Below are 21759 nucleotides of genomic sequence, written 5' to 3'. Positions count from 1 at the left end.
CCCCGTTACTATTTACGCTGCCGTTCACCTTCTGCCGAATTCGGTGCGGGGAGCGGCCCGCTGCGCAGATCCGTCTTGTCGACATAGTTGAGGGAGTCCACCAGCACCTCCCGAACCACGTCACCATTCAAATGCGCATTCGTCGCCTGCCGAATTCGTTCCAGCATCTCGGGGAGATTGTACTTCGCCATCTTCCCCCCTTCGACGCGACCGTTGACGTAAATTTCCTGAAACGCTGCATTGACCGCGAAAATACCCGGATCGATCGGCATCTTGCGAAGGAGGGACGCATCCGCCGTAAACACGAGCTTCACCAATACATAGCCCTTCACCGACCCGTCGATGACCATTGGAACCGTAATGACAGGCAACCGCCGGTATTCAAGACCAGAAAGGTAGGAATCCTCGGCCTTTCCATGCTCCGAGCCTGTCACCCAATAGGCTGCGGCATAGGTCGAGGCAAGAGCCACGACACACACCCAGACCCCAATGATGATGAAGCGTATCATCCCCACTTCTCACCACGCCCGGCCATGGCCGAATAGGTTCCATCGGACTCCGACTCGCGCATGGCGCGATCGAGAATTGCGGCCACTTCCTGCGCCGCGGCGAGCTGAACCGAGAGCACATAGCTGTTGCGCTCCAACTTCGCCTTGAGCACCCCGACGCGCGCCACCAGATCGGCATCCGCGATCTGCGGCAGGGCCCGCGCGGCACGGCTCAACTCCAGCAAGCACCGGCTCTTGCGGCGATTGATCTCCTCAATGTCGAACGGCGTGCGGGTCTCGAAAGCGGTCGTCTCCGCGTCGAGAGCCTCTTCCAGATGGTCGATCGCGCTCAGCAGCGTGGCCACCGCCGGAGTCACAACCGCACCGGACGCCACGCTTGAGGGTGCGCTCATGCCCCATCTCCATTGCCGCCGCCCGAACCGCGGGCCGCGTTCGCCCGTGCGATGCTCGCGGCGATGCCAATTCCACCGACGTCGGCGATGCTGTTGCCGATCTTTTCCGTCAGCATGGTCTTCCAGGCCGACCCGGCGGTGCCGCTTCCAAAAACGGAACTCGTCTGAGGCATCATCGTATCGAGGAACTTGGCAAGCACCATACCCTCGAACTTCTTCAACGTGGCCGCCGGCGGCTGGGTGGTCGAGAATTGCTGCACAGGGCGGTTGCTCAGCGCATGGGCATTGCGCAGCGAGGTGAGGGTCGTTCCCGAGAACGTCAGACCGCTCGGCGTTGCCGCTGCCGCCTGCGCCTGGGCTTGCTCATCAGCGGTTTGCGGCGCAGCGGAAGCCGCCGTTCCGCTCGCCCCCGTGCTTGTCATCGTCGCGCCGAAGTCCGCGCCGCCGCCAACCGAGAGGGCCTTGAGCTTGCTTACGACCTGCTGCACGCGCGAGGTCTGCGCATTCTTCATCACATCGACAACAAGATCGGTGGGTGGGCTAATGCCCATGGCTGCCGCTCCCATAGACCACAACAGGCTTCATGCTGAAACCCTATGCTTATGTGAAGCTTGCATCCCGGCGCCCCCGTAGCGCGCTGGCCTCCGCGATCTCCGCGGTGAGCGTGCGCTCTTCGGCCGTTTGGGCGTCACGGCGGGCCTCATCGGCCACATGTTCGGCCCGTTTGAGCGCCAGCGCTTCCTCCTTGACGCGTTGTTCCTGCGCCTTCTTTCGCGCGTCCGCCTGCTCGGCATCGGTCGCGAGCCGTCCCAGGCGCTTGACCGCCTGCTCCAGCAGCATAGGGCCGAACAGGTCGTCGGCGACCGTGAGCAGAAGTGCCCGGCGCTGATCTTCGATCGCCGCCTGCTCACGCGCAAGCGCTGCCAGCCGCCATTCCGCCGAACGCTGCAGCTGCTCGCGCACCACACGGATTCGCTCGGCCTTCTTCAAGCGCTCCTTCATCCCGGCCCTCAATGTGTCCGCAGCCAATTCCCCAGCGCCATCACGAACAGCGAGAGAAACTGCGACATGCCCAGATAGAGCAGAAGCAGGCCGCCCGCCATGATGAACGGCGTTGCGATGAAATACACCGCGATCTGCGGCGTGAACTTGTTGATGAGACCGACCGCCAGATTCATCCCGATGGAATAAAGCACGAACGGGCTTGCCACGCGCAGCGCAACCAGGAAGCTTTCCGTGAACTGGTCGACGACACTGGCCAGGGCCGCCCCGAACCCGAACAGTTCGCCCGGAGGCAGGCGCCGATAGCTGTCGAGCAGCCCCCGTACTAATTCCAAGTGTAGGTCGCCGATGAAGATCAGCGCAATGGCGCTGAACGAAAACAGCGTCGCGAGTGACGGCAGCGACACATCGTCCACCGACATCCCCGCGATGCCCGCCAGCCCAATGGCTTGGGCCGCGAAGTTCATCAGCGTCTCCAGCGCAGCGATGTAGATGCGCACCAGAAAGCCAAGCAGCGCGCCCGTCAGCAGCTCCGCGACGATCGCGCCGGCCAGCCGGGCGATGGTGGCATGCTCCACCTTGGCCGCCACCACGCCATATACGATCGGCACGAAAGCGAGGCTGAGCGCCACCGCGATGAAAAGGCGAACCTGCATCGGCACGTTGCGGCCGCCGAGACCCGGCAGCAGCATCAGACAGGCGCCGATGCGGCAGAACACCAGCATGGCGACCAGCACCGCGAGGCTGGCGGCCTCGTTCACGAGATCGTTCCGAGCGACTTGATTTCGACGCCGCGTGCAATCTCCACATGTGATAGCACCGGCAGGGACGGGAACATGCGCTCCACGATCATGCGCACATAAGGCCGAGCGTCGGGCGCCGTGACCAGAACGAAGGCGGCACCGGTCTTCAGTCGCTCACGAATGGCCGCGCCCGCATCCGCCCCGAACTGCTCCACCAGACGCGGATCGATGTCGAATTCCACCACTTCACCCTTGGCATCCCGCTTCAGGCTCTGGTGAAAGGCCAAGTCCCACTTGGCGCCGAGACGCAGCACGTTCAGCACCCCGCCCTCGGAAAGATCACCGCAGATCTGCTGCGCCATGCGCATGCGCACATGCTCCGCCACCTGTTCCGATCGCCGGGCATGGGGCACGATCTCCGCGACCGCTTCCAGGATCAAGTTGAGGTTGCGGATGGAGACGCGCTCGGCCAGCAGCAGCTTCAAGACCGCCTGCAGGCCCGAGGAGGAGATCTGCGACGGGCAGATGTCGTCGATCAGCTTCTTATATTCCGGGTCGAGCCGATCCAGCAGCCCGCGCATATCCTTGTACGACAACAGCTGCGGCAGGTTATTGGCGATCACCTCGCTCAAATGCGTGAGGATGACCGTCAAATTGTCCACGGGCGCGAAACCCTCGCGTTTCACCTCCGCGCCATAGGCCTCCGCAACCCACATCGCCTTCATCCCGAAGGCGGGCTCGCGCACCTCCTCGCCCGGCACATCGGGCTTGGGGCCGTCGCCCACCACCACCAGGAACTCGCCGATGCGCATCGCCTGCGCCGCGACGACCGTACCGTGGATCTTGATCTGATAGCCCTTGGAGGGCACCTGAAGGCTCTCCGTCATGCGGATATCCGGCACCACGAACCCATACCGCACCGCGAACTTGCGCCGCATCTTGCCAATGCGGTTGGTCAGCTCGGTGGGCGTGCGCAGCACCTGCCCGGCCAGTTGCTTGCCCACGCACACCTCGATCTCCGGGGTGCGCAGGCTTTCCTTCACCGATTCGCGCGCTTCGCGTTCCTTGCGTTGCCGCTCCGCTTCCACCTTCTGCGCCTCAGCGGCCTGTTTCTTGGCGAGCTGCTTGGGAATGGAATAGCCCACAAACGCCATGACCCCGCCCAGGAAGGCGAAGGGCGCCAGCGGCAGACCCGGCACCAAGGCCATGGAAAACATCAGCCCCGCCGCCACGAACAGCGCCCGTGGATAGGCCCCGAGCTGGCCCAGGACCGCCGTTTCCGCGCGTCCCCGCGTCCCCCCCTTCGAGACCAGCAGGCCGGCCGAAAGTGAAACGATCAGGGCCGGAATCTGCGCCACCAGACCGTCGCCCACGGACAGGCGCGTGAAAATGTTCGCGGCATCGCCGATCGGCATGCCGTGGCGCGTGACGCCGATGATGATGCCACCGAAAATATTCACGGCGATGATGATGAGGCTCGCCACCGCCTCGCCGCGCACGAACTTCGAGGCGCCGTCCATGGAGCCGAAGAAGGCGCTTTCCTCCTCCAACTCGGCACGCCGGCGTTGCGCCTCACGATCATCGATCAGGCCAGCGTTGAGATCGGCGTCGATGGCCATCTGCTTGCCGGGGATGGCATCGAGGGTGAAGCGCGCACCCACCTCGGCGATACGGGTGGCACCCTTGGTGATGACGAGGAAGTTCACCGTCACCAGGATCACGAACACCACGATGCCGATCACGAAGTCGCCGCTCATGACCAGCTGCGAGAAGCCGGCGATGATCTGCCCCGCCGCGTGCACGCCGTCGCTGCCATGGGACAAGATCAGGCGCGTCGTGGCCACCCCGAGGCCAAGGCGCAGGAGTGTGGCGATCAGCAACACCGTGGGAAAGGCTGAAAATTCGAGTGGCTTGTTGATCCACAACGACACCATCAGGATCAGGACCGAAAGGGCGATGGACAGCGCCAGCCCCAGGTCGATAAGCAGCGGCGGAATCGGCAAGAACATGATGCCGAGGATCGCCACGATCCCCATGGCGAAGCCGATATCGCGCCGCGACCGTGTCGCAGGATTATCGGAAGCAGGGATGTCGGCCATGCGCTCAAGCTCCGCCCAGCATCAAGACCCTTCGCCCCATCCCTGCCCGCCGTCCTAGTAGCCGATCGCGATGCGACCGTAGATCTCTTCAGTGAAAGCCATGATGTGCGATCCCATGAAGGATCCCGTCAAGGCAGCTACGCCCAGAACCGCGATGATCTTCGGAATGAAGGTCAACGTCATTTCCTGGATTTGTGTCAACGCCTGAAACAAAGCGATGAGAATACCGACCACCATCGCCGCCATAACCGCCGGCCCGGCAGCCACCAACACGGTCCAGATGGCCGTATTGACCAGATCCAGAGCATCGGCCTCGTTCACGACCCGCTCAATTCCACGCCGTCTTCGATGGTGACCGTCTGACCGTCCGTCAGGGTCGCCACCACGCCATCGCTGGTGATCTGCACCGAGGACACCGTTCCCGAAATCGTGCCATCGGCCGAGGTCAGCGTCTTGCCGATCGCCGAGTCCGCTGTCTGCAGCGCGGTGGACGTCAGCAAGGCGTCGAGTTTCGAATTCGTGCTGACCTGCTGCTCCACCTGAGAGAAGGACGCGAGCTGCGACAGATAGGCCGTCGAATCCATCGGATCGGTTGGATCCTGATTCTGCAACTGCGCCACCAGAAGCTGGAGGAACGCATCATAATCGATGGATGTCGCAGAGGCGGTCGACGACGTGGAACTGGTCGAACTCGTCGTGCTCGTACTGCTTGTTGCGCTCGATACCGAAGTCATTGTGGCTCCTTTCCACCGTCACTCATGCACGATGAAACCTGCGCGAACCGGTTCTTCAGGCCACTTCGCACTGCGGCTGCGGCGCACCTTCGATGATCGCATCTTCCAACGGAAACAGCTGACGCAACTGCCGCAGCACGTCGAAGCATCGATCTTCCGCAAGGAGTGCATTCACCTGCCGGAGCTGCGCCAGCATCTCCGGATTGGAATAAGCACCCAACAGCGCCGCCAGGTGATTCACCGCGAGGCGGCGCGCTTCTTTCGCGCTGTTGGGGCTCATGAGAACCGACTGCACGATAAAATAGAGCTGGCGCAGGGGCGTGCTGGTGTCCTGCACCTGCATCACATGCCCCTCCAGCAGGAAGACGGCATCGTTCAGCAGTTCAAGCGTCACCTTCCGGTCGGCGCAAAACACAGCGCCGTTGACATAGATCTTCTCACCGGCCTTCAACGATATACGCATGGCTTTACTCATTTCAGGCCATCCCGAATGCTTCTGTTGACATCAACCAACAGCGAGATATCCCGCGACGGATCGTTGAGAATGCGATCCGCCTCCTGAATGATCCAAAGCCCAAGCGAGGCGAGATTCACCCGCAACGTCTGCGGCAGCTCGTTCTGAGAATCCGCCAGGTCAGAGATCAGGAAGCGCCACAGCTTCTGCACAGTCAGCAACGCAGAGCGCAGCTCCGGCGAGTCGGCCCCGGCCGCCTGCGCCTCCGTGAGCAGATCCATGACATGATCGAACGCCTGGCGTTCGCGATCGCGACCCGCGCTGCCAGCTTCGTCAAGAATTTCCGCGTATGCGAATTTGTACATGGCGACCCTCTTGTGTGGGATCAGGCATAATCAAGAAGAGACAACTGCATCAGCGTCGCCGTCGTGGAGTAAGACATCTGGAGCTGTGTCGTCAGATTATCCAGCTTCGTCTTCGCCTCGGCGGTGTCCACCCCTTCAAGATTGGTAATCTGCGTATCAACCAGACTACCTGCACTGCTCAGGACACTATTCGCGCTGTCTATGCGCGTCTGCGTCACGCCAAGATTGGCGCTGGCGGTGGTGATTTGCGCCACCGAGGCCCCAGCGAGTTGCGTCGCCTTGTCGATCACAACTGCGCGCGTCTCGGCCGAAAGATTGGCGGTCCCAAGCTTTGCCACCATCGTCAGCGCCATGGTCAGGTTGCGCATGCCCGAGGTATTGGCCGTGGTCGAGATCTCGAGCCGCGACGAACTGCTGGACACCTGACTCGTCAGAGCCTGATCCGACGCATTCGACCACGTATTTCCCCATCCCGGATCGGAAAACAGATCCGCGAAAGCGCCATCCAGAAAGTCACTCATGTCGTCCGCGGAAATGGCGCTCACCGACGAATCGCTGGGATCCACACCGAACGCGGTGGTGAACGCATCGATCACCGCGGTTTCAGGACCGTCCTCATAGGCCACCATGGGCGCGACTGAACTGTTCGTGCCACCGAACACATAGCGCTGACCGTCCGCGGTATTGAGATTGTCGATCAAGGTGGACAAGGCACCATCGGCCTCGGACACCAATGTTTCCGGGTCACTACTGGACGAACTGCCGGTGATCAGGCTGGAGAGAAAATCGTTGGCGCTCGTGAGAACCTGCGACAACGCCGTCTGCGACGTGCTGAGGATGTTGGACGCGAACGCATTGGACTGCGTTTGTGCGTCGATCGACGCTTTGGTCGCGTACAACGACACGCTCTGCCCGGTGCGCACACCAAGTGTCAGACCCACGTCCGCCTGCCGGCCCGAGGAAATTTCCGCGGTCGTGGTCGCAATCTCGGTCTGCAACCGGGACATGGACTTCAGCGAGCTGGTGGTCCAGTTCAAAGTGGAGATAAATCCGCTCTTCATTGCAGTCACCCGATCACGCTGAACAGTTGATCGTAAAGGTCGCTCACGACACCGATCAATTTGGATGAAGCCTGATAGCTGCGCTCCAATTCAAGCTGAAGCGCGTATTCGTCATCGAGATTGACACCCGTCGCAGACGACAAAGCCGTTGATGTCTGTGAGAGAACCGCACTTTGAGTATCGAGACTTGTCGACACCACCGAACGCTGCCCCTGGAGCCAGCTCACCGAAGCCGTCGCGAAGGTCATCACGCTGGTGTCGCTTTCCAACTGTGAAGACGAATCGTAGGTCTGCGACGCACTCAGCGCGCCGATAAGCTCCGTCAAGCGTGTCGAATAGCTCGCTTCCGAGTCCGCATTGTAAACGTAAGAGGCGCCGTTCATGCCGCCGTCGCGCAGCGTGAAAGGCGAGCCACCTTGTGTGGAGTCGGCAGCAGCATTCACAGTAATGTTGCCAGCCAGCCCGGCCACCAGGGAAGAGGGCACCGAGGTATCACCCGAGCCCGCGGTGAAGAGGCCGGCAAGCGTGGTCGTGCCGCCGGTCTGATCGGTCTCCGCGAAAGCGGTGATGAGCCCGCGCGCCACCTCGTCGAGCTGGGTCTGGTAGGTGACGGCCACGTCGTCCCGCAATTCGGCATAGCCGGCGATGGCACCCGACTTCAATGTCATGGACGAGCTTGCACCCGGCCCAGCCACGGCCACTCCGTCCACATAGACCGCATTGCCCGAACTCGTTGCATCAAGCGCGCCGGACGCCTGGAAGGTGACCGACCGCGCCGATTTATCGAACAAGGTCACGCCGCTGTCGGTATAGATGGCGACATCGTTGTTGGCGCGCGTGAGGGTCGAGATCCCCATTTCCTCGGACAGATCCGAAAGAATGGCGTCCCGCCGGTCCAGCGCGTCGGTCACGTTCGCGCCGATGGCCGTCCCCTGCACCACCGCGTCGTTGGCCGCCTGGAACTTCGCCAACAGGTCGTTCACATTGGACACCGACGTGGCGATGCTCGAATCCGCATCGGTGCGCACCTTCTGCACCGTCTCGGAGGCGTCATTGAGCGACTGGGCGACATTCTGCGCCGCCGTCACGGCGGATGCAGCGAGCGCCGAGTCGTCGGGCGCGTTCGCGGCCGACGACAGGGCACTGGAGAAGACACCCAGCAATGCGGCCGGGGAGGTCTCGCTCTCGGTGTCCCCGACCGTCTGCTGCAGGACGGTCAGCCCGCTGTCGATGGCCGACAGCTTGGAACTCGACGACGTGGCGCTCAGCATCCGGTCGTAAAGAGCGGAGTCCGACGCCCGCGTAATATTGACCACCTTTGACCCGCCGTCGCTGGTCGTGGTCACAACCGCGATCTTGCGCGAAGTCGAGGTGTCGTCCGCCGAAGCCACATTGCTCGCCGACACGGACAGTCGCGTTGAAGTAGCCTGCAGCGACGAACGCGCGGTGTTGAAAGTGGCTGAAAGACTCATGACGACCCCCCGAAAGCTTCGCCGATCAGCGCTTGAGGTTCATGAGAACGTCGAGAAGCTCGGTGCCGGTCTGGAACACCTTGGAATTGGCGGTGTAGTCACGCTGCGAGACGATCATGGTGGTGAGCTCGCTCGCCGTATCCACCGTTGACCCTTCGGTCGCGCCCGAAACGATGCTCCCCAGGCCGCCCGAATCGGCAGTCCCGATCTGCAGCGAGCCGGACTCCTGATTCGCAGTGTAGGCATTGCCCGTGATCGGGGTGAGATTGTCCGGGCTCGTCACATAGCCGAGCGGGATCTTGAAGATGGCGAACTGGTCGCCGTCGTCGTTCACCGCATAGACGGTGCCGTCGGTGTCGATGGAGATATCGGAGAGCACCGACGCCGCGCTGCCGTCGATATCCGACGTCAGGACGGTGTAGTCCATGTCCTTTTGCTTCATGCCGGACAGATCAATCGTCAACGGGCTGGTGACGGTCGAATCTTGGGAGTTCGTCACGCCTACGCTAAACGCGCTGGCGGCATCGGCATTCGTCAGGTTACCCGAACTATCGAAAATCAAAGTAAAGGTCGCCGGCGTCGGATTGATATCGCCTGTCGCCTCCACCGTCCATTCGGTGGTGCCGGCCGTCGTCGCCGTCGCATTCTTCGTCATGCTGAGCGTCACCGTCCGCTCCGACCCAAGCGCATCATAGGCGGTCAGTGACGTGGTCAGCGGATCATCCGAAGAGGTCGCGGTGGAGGGCAGAGCCGCGGAGAAGGTCGCGCTCGTGGACACCGCCGAGGTGACCGTCGCATTGTCGATATTGACCGGCACCAAGCTGGTGGTGTCGACCGTGCCGTCGGAGCCGATAGCATAGCCCATCAAATTATAGCCGGCGCCGTTGACCAGATTGCCCGTCGAGGCATCCTGCGTGAAGTCGCCGGCGCGGGTGAGCGCGCTCGAGCCGGAAGCGTCGGTGACCAGGAAGAAGCCGTTGCCCTGGATCGCAAGGTCGGTGGTGGTCTTGCTGGTGTAGTTGAGCGTCCCCTGCGTGGAGACACCGTAGCTGATCGACGTCTTGACCGCGCCGGACTGATAGTCGCCGCCGCTCGAGGTCTCCGACTGGAGCATCACCGAGGAGAAATCGGCGCTTGCCGCCTTGTAGCCGGTGGTGCTCGCGTTCGCGATATTGTCACCAACCGTACTGAGGAGGTTCGCCTGCGCGTTCATGCCCGACACGCTCGTGCGCATCATACCGTAAAGGCTCATCTCGCTTGGCTCCCGAGGGCAGTGGCCGCTCCATACGGCCGATGGTGCCACACTTAACCGTAAATGGCTTGTGCGAAGCTGCCGGAATCAGGCCCGCAGCGCCGCCGCAAGGTCAGCGAAAGGATCGCGGCTCGGCGGCATTCCGGGCACCTGCCGCAGCGCATCGTAGATGCGCGGCACCGCCGCGATCGCCTGATCGAGCTCGGGATCGCTCCCCGCCTGGTAGCCGCCCATCAACCGGAGGTCGCGCGTGTCCTCGAACCGGGCGATCATGGCCCGCAACCGCCGCACCAGCTCCCGCTCGCTCTCGCTCCACACCGAACCCGACAGGCGCGACACCGAGCGCAGCACGTTCACCGCCGGAAAGCGCCCCTGGTCGGCGATGGCCCGGTCGAGCACGATGTGGCCGTCGAGGGTGCCGCGAATGGCGTCCGCCACCGGGTCGTTGTGGTCGTCGCCATCCACCAGCACCGAGAAGATGCCGGTGATGGAGCCCCTGCCCTCCTCGCCGGGCCCCGCCCGCTCCAGCAGCTTCGGCAAAGTGGAGAACACGCTCGGCGCGTAGCCGCGCGCCACCGCCGGCTCGCCCGCGGCAAGCGCCACGTCACGGGCGGCATGGGCATAGCGCGTGACCGAATCCACGATCAGCAGCACGCTTTCACCCGCATCGCGGAAATGCTCGGCGATCGCCAGCGCGGCTTGCGGCGCCATGCGGCGCAACATCGGGCTCTCGTCGGACGTGGAGACCACCACCACCGCGCGCCCGCGATTGGGCGCAAGCGGGCCTTCCAGAAATTCCCGCACCTCGCGCCCACGCTCGCCCACCAGCGCCACCACGACGGTATCAAAGCCGGTGCAGCCGGCGAACATGGACAACAATGTGGACTTGCCGACGCCGGACCCCGCGAAGATGCCCATGCGCTGCCCCTGGCACAGGGGCGTGAAGATATCCACCACCCGCACCCCCGTGCGCAGCGGCTTCTCCACCCGCGACCGCGCCATGGCGGGCGGGGGATCCCGATCCAGCGGCATCGGCTGCGGCCCGCGGGGCACCGGCCCCTGGCCGTCCAGCGGCTGGCCGAGGGCATTGATGACACGCCCCTTCCACAACGCACTCGGATGAAGCTGCAGCGGACCCACGCGGAACGCGCGCTCGCCGAGCCCCACCTGCATTTGGCCATCATAGGGCTTCACCACGGCGGCCGCGCCGTCGATGCGCACCACCTCGCCGAGCCGCACGCCCCGTTCACCCTCAACCCCGACGCGCTCCCCGAGCCGCAGCGCATGCGAGAGGCCGGAAACTTCGAAATAGGTCGGCGCCACCTGACGCACGAGCCCACCCACCCGGGCCGGGGGGCAATCCTCCAGGCCCGCTTCCACCACCGCAGCCAAACGCTCAAGTGCGTTCATGCGTTACCTCAACCCTCCCCACATATGCGCCCGTGGCGCATTCCCAAGGGCCTCGCCCGATCAGCTGGAGGGCCCGAGCTGGCGGATCGCGCTCGTGGTCATATCCTCGTTCTGCGAGACGGCATTGGCCGCCTGCTCGAACGCGCGCTGCAGGGAGATGAGGCGCGTCATCTCCATCACCGGATCCACGTTCGAGCCTTCAGAATAGCCCTGCAGGACCTTGTTGCGCGTGAATTCCTGGACCAGCGCCGGTGGCTGATCCGTCATCATCGTCGAGCCGTTATACCGGGTGAGCGTGCTGCCGGTGCCCATGGTGTAAACGCCGACCCGCCCAACCACCCGCCCCTGCTGATACAGGGAGCCATCCGTACCCACCCGCAACGCGCCGCCATTGGGATCGACCATCAGCGGCGCGCCACCCGCGTCCAGCATGGGCAGGCCGCTCATGTTCTGCAACGCGCCCTCGGTGGTCATCTGCATGCGGCCATCGCGCGTATAGCCGACCCCCTTGTCGGTACGCACGGCGAACCAGCCCTCCCCCTCGACCGCGAGGTCCAGCGGATTCCCGGTCTGCGTGATCGGCCCCGGCCGCAGCGCCGTGAAGGTCTCGCCCTCCGACACATAGGACGTCTTGTCCCCTGCCGTTTCCGACAACAGCTCGGAGAAGCGCACCTGCTCGGCACGGAAGCCCGGCGTGTTCATGTTGGCGATGTTGTTGGCGACCGTGGTCAGTCGCTTATCCGCCGCCATTTGAGCCGAAAGGGCCACGTAAAGGTTGGACGACACATCCGCTCCAGTGGGTTCGCCAGAGGATGGGCAGGACACATCCTGCACGCTCGCATCATGCCCGACCGAGGCTTGTGCGAACCTGCCCGGCGCGTGGTGAAGCGCGGACCCCGGCCTCGGCGCTCGAGAGATCGGCGTTGCGCCGGCTCGGACTTCAGCCTCGCGCAATCCTGCTCAACTATCCGTGTGGCCAACACCTCTATGAGAGAGAGAACTGCGCCTTGGCGGTCATTATCGGAATCATCCTCGGCCTCGGCGCCACGTTCGGCGGCTTCGTCGCCATGGGCGGCCATCTGAGCGTGGTCTGGCAGCCGTTCGAATACGTCATCATCGGCGGCATCGCCTTTTCCACCTTCATCATCGCCAACCCCATGTCGGTCATCAAGGACACGGGCAGCGCGATCATGCAGGCGGCGACTGGGGTGGCGCCGAAGCGCAAGGACTTCCTCGCCCTGCTCAGCCTGCTGTACGCCTTGATGCGCGACATGCGCCAAAAGCCGCGCAACGAAGTGGAAGTGCACATCGACGACCCGCAGAACTCCGCGCTGTTCGGCCAGTTCCCCACCATCCTGAAGGACAAGGAACTGACCCAGTACGTTTGCGACTACGCGCGGCTGATCCTGATCGGCAACGCCAAGTCCCATGAGATCGAAGGCCTGATGGAGCAGGAGATCTCCACCATCAAGAAGCACAAGACCAAGCCCGCCGCCGCCATGAACACGGTGGCGGAGGCGCTGCCGGCGCTCGGCATCTGCGCCGCGGTGCTCGGCATCGTCAAGGCCATGGGCGCCATCGATCAGTCACCGGAGGTTCTGGGCCATTACATCGGCTCCGCGCTCATCGGCACCTTCCTCGGCATCTATTCCTCGTACGCGATCATTTCGCCGCTCGCCTCCAAGATCAAGACGACGCGGGAGAAGCAGTGCCAACCCTTCATCATCGTCAAGCAGACCCTGATCGCCTTCATGAACGGTGCGCTTCCCCCCATCGCGCTGGAGCACGGGCGCAAGACCATTTCCGCAGCGGAGCGGCCCACCATCGACGAGGTGGAAAGCGAAGCGATTCATGCCGCGCCCACCTCCGCCGGTGGTGCCGTGCAGCAGGCGGCCTGATCCATGACACCCCACAAGCATCAAGACATCCGTGACATGCTGCTGGATGCGGCCGGTCTGTCCCTCGACCGGCTGCCCATGCTGCATGTGCTGTTCGACCGCATGGCCACCGCCTGCGCCGACGGGTTGCGCCAGTTCGCCGCCTCCCAGGCCTATTATTCCTTCCTCAGCATCGAGAACGGTCGCATCGGCGAGGTTCTGGAGGCTTATGAGGGCATGGCCATCGCCGGCATTTTCCGGGCCCCGTCGTGGGACAGCCAGCTGATCGTCGGCTTCGACCGGGATTTCATCTTCAGCATGGTGGAAGTGCTGTTCGGCTCCGACGGCTCTGAGCCGCCGGTGGAGGACGAGCGCAGCTTCACCAATATCGAAGGCCGGGTGGCCCAGATGCTGTTCGAACAGATGGCGAAGGCGCTCGGGACGTCGTTCGCCCTGGTGAGCGACACCACCTTCCAGTTCGAGCGCCAGGAAACGCGCATGGACTTCGCGGTTATCGGCCGGCGCAACAACATGGCGGTGGTGGCGAAATTCCTGCTCCAAGCTCTGAACCGCGGCGGCGAAATGTTCGTGCTGATCCCGCAGACGGCGCTAACGCCTCTGCGGCGCGCGCTGGCGCACACCAACGTGGCGGAGACCGGCAATCGCGACGTGCAGTGGGCGCAGAAGATCCGCCAGGAGATCAACCGAACCGAGGTTAAACTGCGCGCCATCCTGGAGGAGCGCGAGATGACCCTTGGCGAGGTGTCGGAATTCAAGGTCGGCCAGGTGCTCAAGCTCAACGCCACGCCCACCAGCCGCGTGAAGCTCGAAAGCGCCGCCCAGCCCCTTTTCTGGTGCCGTCTCGGCCAGTCGGACGGCGCCTATGTGGTGCGTCTCGACGAACAGATCAGCCAGAATCAGGACTTCATCGATGATATCCTACCCCGTTGATATTCTGCTGCTCGCTGCGCTGGTTGCCACGACGGTGTGCGTGGTCATGCTCTATCGGCGGCTGTCGCGGCTGGACCGGCTGAACGCCGACTACGGCCGGGCGCTGGAGGACGCGGCCAAGGCGCTGACCGCGGCGCGCGATTCCCTTCAAACCTTCAGCAGCGACGGACGCGAGGTGCTGACCAAGCTGTCGAGCCGCATCGAAGACGCCCATGGCGTTATCGCCGAGCTCGATGCCCGTGCCGGGATCCCCGGCGCGAAAGTGAAGCAGCACTGATAACATCCTCCCTTCTGCTCCAGAGGACGCCATGGCCGACACCGACAACAAGAACGCCGCAGACCTCGACGAAGTGCTGCTCTCCTCAGCTCCCGGAACCGAGCCCGACGAGACCCTCGGCGGCCGCGGCCTCGATGCGGTCAAGCGCATTCCGGTTCAGCTCCAGGTGGTGCTGGGTTCCGCGACCATGCCGGTTTCCAGCCTCCTGAAGCTCGGCCGCGGCGCCGTGGTGCCGCTCGACCATCGGGTGGGCGAGCCGGTGGACGTGGTGGTGAACGGACGCATCATCGCCCGCGGCGAAGTGATGGTGGTCGAGGACGACAGCTCGCGCTTCGGCGTCTCCCTGACGGAGATCGTCGGCCCGGGCGGCACCGACGAAGCCTGACGGAGACAGGTCCATGGCGACGACGCCGACTCCGGGGAAATCGCGCCCCTTGCACGGGACCGACAAGGTGGCCGCGGTCCTCATGACCATGGGCCCGCCGACGGCGAACCGTCTGCTGAAGCATTTCGATCCGGACGAGATCAAGCTCATCACGCGCTCGATGGCGCAGCTGAAATCCGTCACACCCACGCAAATCGAGGCGATCGTCGAGGATTTCGCGGCCCAGTTCGCATCGGGCGCCAGCCTGATGGGCACGGCATCGGACGTGGAGCGGCTGCTGAGCGGCGTCCTGCCCCCGGAACAGATCGCCGATATCATGGCCGAGTTGCTCGGCACGGCGAACCACTCCATTTGGGAGCGCATCTCGACGGTGTCGGAGAGCATCCTCGCCACCTACATCGCCAAGGAGCATCCGCAGACCGCCGCCCTGATGCTCTCGAAGGTGCGTCCGGCCTGCGCCGCCAAGGTGATGAGCTTCATTCCCGAGGAACGGCGAAACGGCATCCTGCGCCGCATGCTCACCTTCAAGCCCATTGTCGACGCGACCATGCAGGTGATCGAACGGACCGTGTACGAGGATTTCATGATGAACTTCTCGCGCAACGCCGGCGCCGATCCCCATGCCCGCATGGCCGACATCATCAACAAGATGGATCGCGACGACATGGAGATCGTGCTGTCGAGCCTGGCGCATACCCGGCCGAAGTCCGCCGAGATCCTGAAGGGCCTGCTCTTCACCTTCGACGACATCGTCAAGCTCACGCCGCGCGCCCGCACCTCGCTGTTCGACCAGGTCCCCACCGACAAGCTGGTGCTGGCCCTGAAGGGAACCGACCGCGACTTCCGGGAGATGATCCTGCAGTCTCTCGGCGCCCGCATCCGTCGCATGGTGGAGCAGGAGATGGCGAGCGGCGAGCCGGTGCCGACCCGCGAGGTCACCGAGGCGCGTCGCACCATCACCGACCTCGCCCTCGACATGGCCGGCCGAGGCGAGATCGAGCTCAACAGCGACAGCGACGAAGATTCTTATGTGCGTTAGAGACGTTCCACACAAAACGGCGCGGGCTCCGCGCGCGGAAATTGTCTGAGCACAAGACCTGCGGCGAGCCGATGCGGACGCAGGTGGCCAACGGGCGGGGCAGGGACATCCGGCTGGCACCGGCGGGAACAGGAGATTGAGGCGCGCGTTTTGGAGCGGTGTCCCTATATCGACCCGCTCCGGCAAGACCGGCCCGGCTCCACGGCCGGGCGCACGGCCATGGCGTCGTTCGGCGTTCTGGTGCGGCGGCGCAGCACGGCGCGACACGCGGCGCATGTGCGGCGCATGTGCCATGGGATCGGGCGAGACGACGGACGGCGGTTAAACGGGATGGGGGGTCATGGCAGAGGAACAGGACAAGGAGAGTAAAACCGAGGACGCTTCGGAGAAGAAGATCTCCGACGCCCTGGAGAAGGGCAATGTGCCGTTCTCCCGGGAGGCGACGTTGTTCGCCTCGCTGCTCGGCGTGCTCGCCTGCCTGACCTTTTTCGTGGCCGCGCCGGCGCGCCTTCTGACCGACGATCTCGCCAGGCTGATCGACGACCCCGGCGGGTTCCGTCTGGAATACGGCAGCGACGCGATCGACCTGCTCTGGGACACCATGCTGGTCGCCGGACGTTTCCTGACGCCGATGATCATCATTCTCGCCATGGCCGGTCTGGTGGCGGCCGTGTTCCAGAATGTCCCCTCGATGGTGGCTGAACGCATCTCCCCGAAATGGGATCGGGTGTCGCCCGCTTCCGGCTTCAAGCGGCTGTTCGGCATTCAAGGACAGATCGAATTCGGCAAGGCTCTGTTCAAGCTGTTCGCCGTGGGCCTCGTTGCCGGCCTTGTACTCTATTGGGAAGAGCATCGGCTTGTGGATGCCATGCTCACGGATCCTCTGCTGCTGCCGGCGGCAGTGCTGCAACTCGCCATGCGTCTGGTTTCCGCGGTGTGCGTGGCCACCATCGTCCTGGTGGGCGCCGACCTGGTGTGGTCGCGGGTGCACTGGAAGACCGAGCTGCGCATGAGCCGCCAGGAAGTGAAGGACGAGGTCAAGCAGGCGGAAGGCGATCCGTTCGTGAAGGCCCGCATGCGCGCCGTCGCCCGCCAGCGCGCCCGCCACCGGATGATGACGGCGGTGCCGAAAGCCACCGTGGTCATCGCCAATCCCACCCACTATGCCATCGCCCTGAAGTACGACCGCGACCTCGGTGGCGCACCGTTCGTTCTTGCAAAAGGCCTTGATCTTGTGGCCCTGAAGATCAGAGAAATCGCGGAACACAACGCCATCCCGGTGGTGGAAGACCGCGCCCTCGCCCGGGCCATGTATGACGCCGTCGAAGTGGACCAATGGATTCCGCGTGAATTTTACCGTCCAGTGGCCCAGGTCCTTCACTTCATATATTCGAAACGCTCCAATGGTCCCAAATAGCCACCGACACTTTTTGCCTCTAGACGGCAATACCGAGCTGGAGGCGCAAGCCTTCGAGACGCTCCTCGCCACAGCACTGCGTGGCGTGATCGCCGAACTGTTCTTCACCGAAGCCGGCCTGCTCATCGGCTATATCAACGCCGGGCAAGCCAGCAATATCGAAGACATCGTCGATTCGTCGGCGGAGTTGACGCTGAAACCCGGCGCGCTGCGTTATGGGCGACATGCCATAACCCAATCCGATTGGGGCCGTCCGCCGACCGTCAGCCTCGACCTGGAGTTTCATCACACGACGCTCTCGGTCTATTTCAAGCTGGTCTTCGAAGCCACCTCGGTCGGCGTTGCGATCGACGGCATCGATTTCCGCGCACACTGCACCAGCCACGAGGAAAGCCTCGCCCTGCTGCGCGCGGCCCTCGAGGATTCCCGCGCGCCGACCTAGGGATCGCGATCATCAGCTTCAAGCAAGCCTCACCCGGTAGAAGGCGAAGATGAACTCGCGGCATTTGCCTGTAACGGGGTGATCCGCCGAGATTGTCCATGCAGAACGCGCCGGGAGTCGCTTCGCGGAGATCGCCATGCAGCCTCTCTACCTGTTCGGCCTTGCATCCCGCCATTCGCAATGGGCGTCGGTGCGCCAAGCCGCCATCGCGGGCAACATCGCGAACGCCAATACACCCGGCTACAAGGCGGTGGATGCGGCAGCGTTCGATGCCGTGCTCAATCAGACACAACTGAACGTCGCCCGCACCTCCGAGAGCCATCTCGCGGCGCCGTCGGTGGACGTGCCGACCCGTACGCTTTCGGCCAAGGATGCCTGGGGCGTCAACAATTCCGGCAATTCCGTGAGCATCGAGCAGGAGATGATGAAAGCGAACGAGGTGAATTCATCCTTCACCCTCGACACCACCATCGTCCGCACCTTCAACCGCATGATCCTCGCGAGCCTCAAATGACCGTGATCGATCCCCTCAAAGCCGCAACGCGCATTGCCGGCAGCGGGCTCGAAGCCCAGTCCACGCGCATGCGGATCGTTGCGGAAAACATCGCGAACGCCAGTTCCACCGGCTCCACGCCCGGCGCGGAGCCTTATGCCCGCAAGACCGTCCAGTTCACGGCGGAGCTGGACCGCGCCATGGGCGTCTCGCGGGTTCGTGTGAAGAACACCGGCGTCGACAGCACGCCGTTCCGCACCGAGTACGAACCAGGCAATCCGGCCGCCGACGAGAAGGGCCGGGTGATGATGCCGAACGTGAACCCGCTCGTGGAAATGGCTGACATGCGGGAAGCCAGCCGCACTTACGAGGCCAATCTTCAGATGATCAAGCAAGCCCGGTCCATGGTCGCCATGACCATCGACCTGCTGAGGACGTCGTCATGATCAGCTCCGTCAACTTCTCGACTTCCAGCACCTCGACGGGTGGCGTGTCGCTCAGCCGCAGCAATACGCAGATGGAGACCGCTGCGACCGGTGGCGCGCAGGGAACCTCCGGCGTGGACGGCACGGATTTTTCCACCATGCTCGCACGCATGTCGTCCGACACCGTGGACACGCTGAAGACCAGCGAGGCGACCTCGATCATGGGCATCAACGGCCGCGCCTCGGTTCAGCAGGTGGTTGAAGCCGTGATGAACGCGGAACAGAGCCTGCAGACCGCGATCTCGGTGCGCGACAAGGTCGTCGCCGCCTATCAAGAAATCAGCCGGATGACCATCTGACGTCTCGAGGGAGCCATCATGAGAGCGCTTGCCATCGCCGCCACCGGCATGTCGGCCCAGCAGACGAACGTCGAGGTGATCGCGAACAACATCGCGAATATCAGCACCACCGGCTTCAAGCGGGCCCGCGCTGAGTTCACCGACCTGCTCTACCAGGCCGAGCGCGCCCGCGGCGTGCCGAACCAGGACGGCGCCGAGCCGGTGCCCGAGGGCGCTCTCGTCGGTCTCGGCGTGCGCACCATCGGCATCCGCAACCTGCATATCCAGGGTGAGCTGTCGCAGACCTCCAACCCGCTCGACGTGGCCATCAACGGGCACGGTTGGTTCGAGGTTACGAGCCCGAACGGCGAGACGCTCTACACCCGCGCCGGCAGCTTCAACCGCAGCTCCACCGGTCAGCTGGTGACGGCGGATGGCTACACGGTGAACCCGGCGATGACGCTGCCCACCAATGCCAGCAGCATCGTCATAAACGAATCCGGGCAGGTCTATGCCCAGCTTTCGAATCAGACCGCGCCGCAGCTCATCGGCCAGTTTCAGCTGGCGACCTTCGCCAACGATTCCGGCCTTGAGCCGCTCGGCGACAATCTCTACCGCGAGACGCCCGCATCCGGTCAGCCGGTGGAAGGGGTCGCCGGCGATGTCGGCTTCGGTGCCATCACGCAGGGCTATCTGGAAAGCTCCAACGTCGATCCGGTGAAGGAGATCACCAACCTGATCCAGGCCCAGCGCGCCTACGAGATGAACTCGAAGGTGATCCAGGCCGCCGACGAAATGTCGAAGATCGTCTCCACGGGCATCCGCTGATGCGCGCGCGCACCGCCTTCCTGCCCTGCCTCGCCATGGCCCTCGCCCTCGGCTGTGGAGCCGGGCGGGCGCAGAGCATCTCGGCGCTCGCGACGCAGGCGGAGGCGGAGCGGAGCGCGCAAGGCGACCAGCATGCCGGCGCGCCATCCGCACCGGGTTTGAGCGCCGGAGCGGAAACTTCCGCCGCCCAGCTCAACCTGACCCTGCCGGTTCCCAGCGTGACCCTTTATCCCGGCGATGCACTGACCCCGGCGGTCCTGACCGACCGGCCCGCGCCACGCAACGTGGTTGAAAGCGGCATGTACGCCCCGCGCGCCGATGCGCTGGCGGGCAAGGTGGCGCGTCGGGTGTTGCCGGCGGGTGTTCCCATCTCCATGAGTTCCGTCACGGACGCCATCATGGTGACCAAGGGTGTCACCGCCCGCGTGATTCTGAAGGAAGGTGGCCTCCATATCTCCGGTTACGCGACCCCACTGGAATCGGGCTCCGCCGGCGCCATCGTCCGGCTCAAGAACATCGACAGTGGCCAGATCATCATCGGCGAGGTCCAGGCCGATGGTTCCGTCAGGATCAAGATGAGATGACTGTCTTGCTGCGTCTCGCCATTGTCATTCTCGCCGGCCTGTGCGGCTTCGCAGCGCAGCCTGCACATGCCATGACGCGCATCAAGGATATCTCCTCGATTCAGGGCGTGCGCGACAACCTGCTGGTGGGCTACGGGCTGGTGATCGGCCTGCAAGGCACCGGCGACACGTTGCGCAATTCGCCGTTTACCGAGCAGGCGATGCAGTCCATGCTCGATCGCATGGGCATCAACGTGCAGGGCATCGCGCTCCGCGCGAAGAACGTGGCGGCTGTGGCCGTCACCGCAAACCTGCCCGCCTTCGCGGCCATCGGCACACGCATCGACGTCACCATCGCCTCCCTCGGCGACGCCACCTCGCTGCGCGGCGGCACCCTGCTCGTCACCCCCCTCAACGGCGCCGACGGCATCGTCTATGCGGTCGCGCAGGGCCAGCTCGTTTCGGGCATCCAGATCACGGGACAGGCGGAGACCTTGAGCCAGGGCGTGCCCACCGCCGGCCGGATCGCCAACGGCGCTTTGGTGGAAAAGCAGGTTCCCGGTCGCCTCAGCGAGCTTCCGGAGTTCTACCTCGACCTCACCAACCCGGATTTCCGCACCGCCGCCGCCATTGCCGACGTGGTCAACGCCTATACCCAGGCCCGCTACGGCAAGCGTCTCGCGCGCGAGATCGACCTGCGCACCGTGGTGGTGCAGCGACCCGAGCGCGTGAATCCGGCGCGTTTCCTCGCCGAGATCGGCGACCTCCAGGTCGAGCCCGACACGCCGGCGCGGGTGGTGGTGGACCAGCGCACGGGAACGGTGGTCATCGGCCGCAATGTGCAGGTTTCCACCTTCGCCGTCACCCAGGGCAACCTGACCGTTCAGGTGACCGAGACCCCCGAGGTCTCCCAGCCCATGCCCTACAGCTTCGGTGAGACGGTGGTGGTGCCACGCACCGACATCGCGGCGGAGGAGAGTGGCGGGCCCATCGGCATCGTGCGCGGAACGAGCCTCCAGTCCCTGGTCAACGGGCTCAATCGTTTTGGCCTCAAGCCCACGGACATCATCTCCATTCTCCAGGCGGTGAAGACCTCTGGGGCCCTTCAGGCCGAGCTTGTGTTCCAGTAATGCGCCGCACTCCGGTGGAGCCCGCCGCGGCATGACGCGCCGCATCAAGGTCAGCGTCGCGCAAGACAGTCCGCCTAGAACGATTCATCCTCTGCTTTCGC

28 protein-coding genes are annotated in these 21759 nt (G+C 63.9%); 13 read left to right on the top strand and 15 right to left on the bottom strand.

Features of this window, described 5'->3' with window-relative positions:
* Nucleotides 1–8: 8 nt before the first annotated feature.
* The 15 genes from HUW53_RS08690 to flgF all read right to left on the bottom strand — a co-directional run bounded on the left by HUW53_RS08690 (nucleotide 9) and on the right by flgF (nucleotide 12279).
* On the bottom strand, nucleotides 9–509 hold the full coding sequence (locus tag HUW53_RS08690; protein ID WP_237345360.1) for a hypothetical protein: 501 nt from the start codon (nucleotides 507–509) through the stop codon (nucleotides 9–11).
* Entirely contained in the window at nucleotides 506–901 is a 396-nt protein-coding gene (locus tag HUW53_RS08685) for a hypothetical protein (RefSeq protein WP_237345359.1), read from the bottom strand. The genes HUW53_RS08690 and HUW53_RS08685 overlap by 4 nt, the downstream gene beginning before the upstream one ends.
* Nucleotides 898–1452: a rod-binding protein gene (locus tag HUW53_RS08680; RefSeq protein WP_237345358.1), complete on the bottom strand. Its 555-nt coding sequence runs from the start codon at nucleotides 1450–1452 to the stop codon at nucleotides 898–900. The genes HUW53_RS08685 and HUW53_RS08680 overlap by 4 nt, the downstream gene beginning before the upstream one ends.
* 49 nt (nucleotides 1453–1501) lie before the next feature.
* Nucleotides 1502–1903: a hypothetical protein gene (locus HUW53_RS08675; RefSeq protein ID WP_237345357.1), complete on the bottom strand. Its 402-nt coding sequence runs from the start codon at nucleotides 1901–1903 to the stop codon at nucleotides 1502–1504.
* A gap of 8 nt (nucleotides 1904–1911) precedes the next feature.
* Entirely contained in the window at nucleotides 1912–2664 is a 753-nt protein-coding gene (locus HUW53_RS08670; RefSeq protein ID WP_237345356.1) for a flagellar biosynthetic protein FliR, read from the bottom strand.
* Entirely contained in the window at nucleotides 2661–4745 is a 2085-nt protein-coding gene (gene flhA / locus HUW53_RS08665) for a flagellar biosynthesis protein FlhA (protein WP_237345355.1), read from the bottom strand. The genes HUW53_RS08670 and flhA overlap by 4 nt, the downstream gene beginning before the upstream one ends.
* A 54-nt stretch (nucleotides 4746–4799) precedes the next feature.
* A complete protein-coding gene (gene fliQ / locus HUW53_RS08660) occupies nucleotides 4800–5066 on the bottom strand; it encodes a flagellar biosynthesis protein FliQ (RefSeq protein ID WP_237345354.1) in 267 nt (88 codons plus the stop codon).
* Nucleotides 5063–5479, bottom strand: a complete 417-nt coding sequence (gene flgD / locus HUW53_RS08655; RefSeq protein ID WP_237345353.1) for a flagellar hook assembly protein FlgD — start codon at nucleotides 5477–5479, stop codon at nucleotides 5063–5065. The genes fliQ and flgD overlap by 4 nt, the downstream gene beginning before the upstream one ends.
* 55 nt (nucleotides 5480–5534) lie before the next feature.
* On the bottom strand, nucleotides 5535–5954 hold the full coding sequence (gene flbT / locus HUW53_RS08650; RefSeq protein WP_237345352.1) for a flagellar biosynthesis repressor FlbT: 420 nt from the start codon (nucleotides 5952–5954) through the stop codon (nucleotides 5535–5537).
* The gene (flaF, locus tag HUW53_RS08645; RefSeq protein WP_237345351.1) at nucleotides 5951–6298 is read right to left on the bottom strand and encodes a flagellar biosynthesis regulator FlaF; all 348 of its coding nucleotides are present in this window, start codon (nucleotides 6296–6298) and stop codon (nucleotides 5951–5953) included. Before flaF ends, flbT begins: the two co-directional genes overlap by 4 nt.
* Before the next feature lie 20 nt (nucleotides 6299–6318).
* On the bottom strand, nucleotides 6319–7359 hold the full coding sequence (locus HUW53_RS08640; protein ID WP_237345350.1) for a flagellar hook-associated family protein: 1041 nt from the start codon (nucleotides 7357–7359) through the stop codon (nucleotides 6319–6321).
* 5 nt (nucleotides 7360–7364) lie between these two features.
* Entirely contained in the window at nucleotides 7365–8831 is a 1467-nt protein-coding gene (gene flgK / locus HUW53_RS08635; protein ID WP_237345349.1) for a flagellar hook-associated protein FlgK, read from the bottom strand.
* 25 nt (nucleotides 8832–8856) lie between these two features.
* On the bottom strand, nucleotides 8857–10083 hold the full coding sequence (locus tag HUW53_RS08630) for a flagellar hook protein FlgE (protein ID WP_237345348.1): 1227 nt from the start codon (nucleotides 10081–10083) through the stop codon (nucleotides 8857–8859).
* Between the two features lie 87 nt (nucleotides 10084–10170).
* Nucleotides 10171–11493 carry a flagellar protein export ATPase FliI gene (gene fliI, locus HUW53_RS08625; protein WP_237345347.1) on the bottom strand — a complete coding sequence of 441 codons (1323 nt, stop codon included), beginning with the start codon at nucleotides 11491–11493 and terminating at the stop codon, nucleotides 10171–10173.
* Nucleotides 11494–11553: 60 nt separating this feature from the next.
* Nucleotides 11554–12279, bottom strand: coding sequence for a flagellar basal-body rod protein FlgF (gene flgF / locus HUW53_RS08620; RefSeq protein WP_237345346.1), 726 nt, complete (start codon nucleotides 12277–12279; stop codon nucleotides 11554–11556).
* A gap of 221 nt (nucleotides 12280–12500) precedes the next feature.
* Here flgF and motA point away from each other — a divergent pair, with 221 nt between their 5' ends.
* From motA to flgI, 13 genes are all read left to right on the top strand, one after another.
* Nucleotides 12501–13391, top strand: a complete 891-nt coding sequence (gene motA / locus HUW53_RS08615; protein WP_237345345.1) for a flagellar motor stator protein MotA — start codon at nucleotides 12501–12503, stop codon at nucleotides 13389–13391.
* A gap of 3 nt (nucleotides 13392–13394) precedes the next feature.
* Nucleotides 13395–14321: a flagellar motor switch protein FliM gene (locus HUW53_RS08610; RefSeq protein WP_237345344.1), complete on the top strand. Its 927-nt coding sequence runs from the start codon at nucleotides 13395–13397 to the stop codon at nucleotides 14319–14321.
* Nucleotides 14302–14598, top strand: coding sequence for a hypothetical protein (locus HUW53_RS08605; RefSeq protein ID WP_237345343.1), 297 nt, complete (start codon nucleotides 14302–14304; stop codon nucleotides 14596–14598). Before HUW53_RS08610 ends, HUW53_RS08605 begins: the two co-directional genes overlap by 20 nt.
* Before the next feature lie 31 nt (nucleotides 14599–14629).
* The gene (fliN, locus tag HUW53_RS08600; protein WP_237345342.1) at nucleotides 14630–14983 is read left to right on the top strand and encodes a flagellar motor switch protein FliN; all 354 of its coding nucleotides are present in this window, start codon (nucleotides 14630–14632) and stop codon (nucleotides 14981–14983) included.
* 13 nt (nucleotides 14984–14996) lie between these two features.
* Complete coding sequence (locus tag HUW53_RS08595) at nucleotides 14997–16022, top strand: flagellar motor switch protein FliG (protein ID WP_237345341.1); 1026 nt, start codon at nucleotides 14997–14999, stop codon at nucleotides 16020–16022.
* Nucleotides 16023–16362: 340 nt separating this feature from the next.
* Nucleotides 16363–17439, top strand: a complete 1077-nt coding sequence (flhB, locus tag HUW53_RS08590; protein WP_237345340.1) for a flagellar biosynthesis protein FlhB — start codon at nucleotides 16363–16365, stop codon at nucleotides 17437–17439.
* Entirely contained in the window at nucleotides 17426–17881 is a 456-nt protein-coding gene (locus HUW53_RS08585; protein WP_237345339.1) for a hypothetical protein, read from the top strand. Before flhB ends, HUW53_RS08585 begins: the two co-directional genes overlap by 14 nt.
* 136 nt (nucleotides 17882–18017) lie before the next feature.
* Nucleotides 18018–18395, top strand: a complete 378-nt coding sequence (gene flgB, locus HUW53_RS08580) for a flagellar basal body rod protein FlgB (RefSeq protein ID WP_237345338.1) — start codon at nucleotides 18018–18020, stop codon at nucleotides 18393–18395.
* A 5-nt stretch (nucleotides 18396–18400) separates the two neighbouring features.
* Nucleotides 18401–18820 carry a flagellar basal body rod protein FlgC gene (gene flgC, locus HUW53_RS08575; RefSeq protein WP_237345419.1) on the top strand — a complete coding sequence of 140 codons (420 nt, stop codon included), beginning with the start codon at nucleotides 18401–18403 and terminating at the stop codon, nucleotides 18818–18820.
* Nucleotides 18817–19158, top strand: a complete 342-nt coding sequence (gene fliE, locus HUW53_RS08570; RefSeq protein ID WP_237345337.1) for a flagellar hook-basal body complex protein FliE — start codon at nucleotides 18817–18819, stop codon at nucleotides 19156–19158. Before flgC ends, fliE begins: the two co-directional genes overlap by 4 nt.
* An 18-nt stretch (nucleotides 19159–19176) precedes the next feature.
* Nucleotides 19177–19965, top strand: coding sequence for a flagellar basal-body rod protein FlgG (gene flgG, locus HUW53_RS08565; protein WP_237345336.1), 789 nt, complete (start codon nucleotides 19177–19179; stop codon nucleotides 19963–19965).
* Entirely contained in the window at nucleotides 19965–20549 is a 585-nt protein-coding gene (gene flgA / locus HUW53_RS08560) for a flagellar basal body P-ring formation chaperone FlgA (RefSeq protein ID WP_237345335.1), read from the top strand. The genes flgG and flgA overlap by 1 nt, the downstream gene beginning before the upstream one ends.
* Entirely contained in the window at nucleotides 20546–21658 is a 1113-nt protein-coding gene (flgI, locus tag HUW53_RS08555; protein WP_237345334.1) for a flagellar basal body P-ring protein FlgI, read from the top strand. Before flgA ends, flgI begins: the two co-directional genes overlap by 4 nt.
* Nucleotides 21659–21759 lie beyond the last annotated feature (101 nt).

It is taken from the genome of Xanthobacter agilis (assembly GCF_021730435.1).
GTDB classification, from domain to species: domain Bacteria; phylum Pseudomonadota; class Alphaproteobacteria; order Rhizobiales; family Xanthobacteraceae; genus Xanthobacter; species Xanthobacter agilis.
Note: the sequence above shows the minus strand (reverse complement) of the source record. Positions and strands in the feature narration are given on the sequence as shown.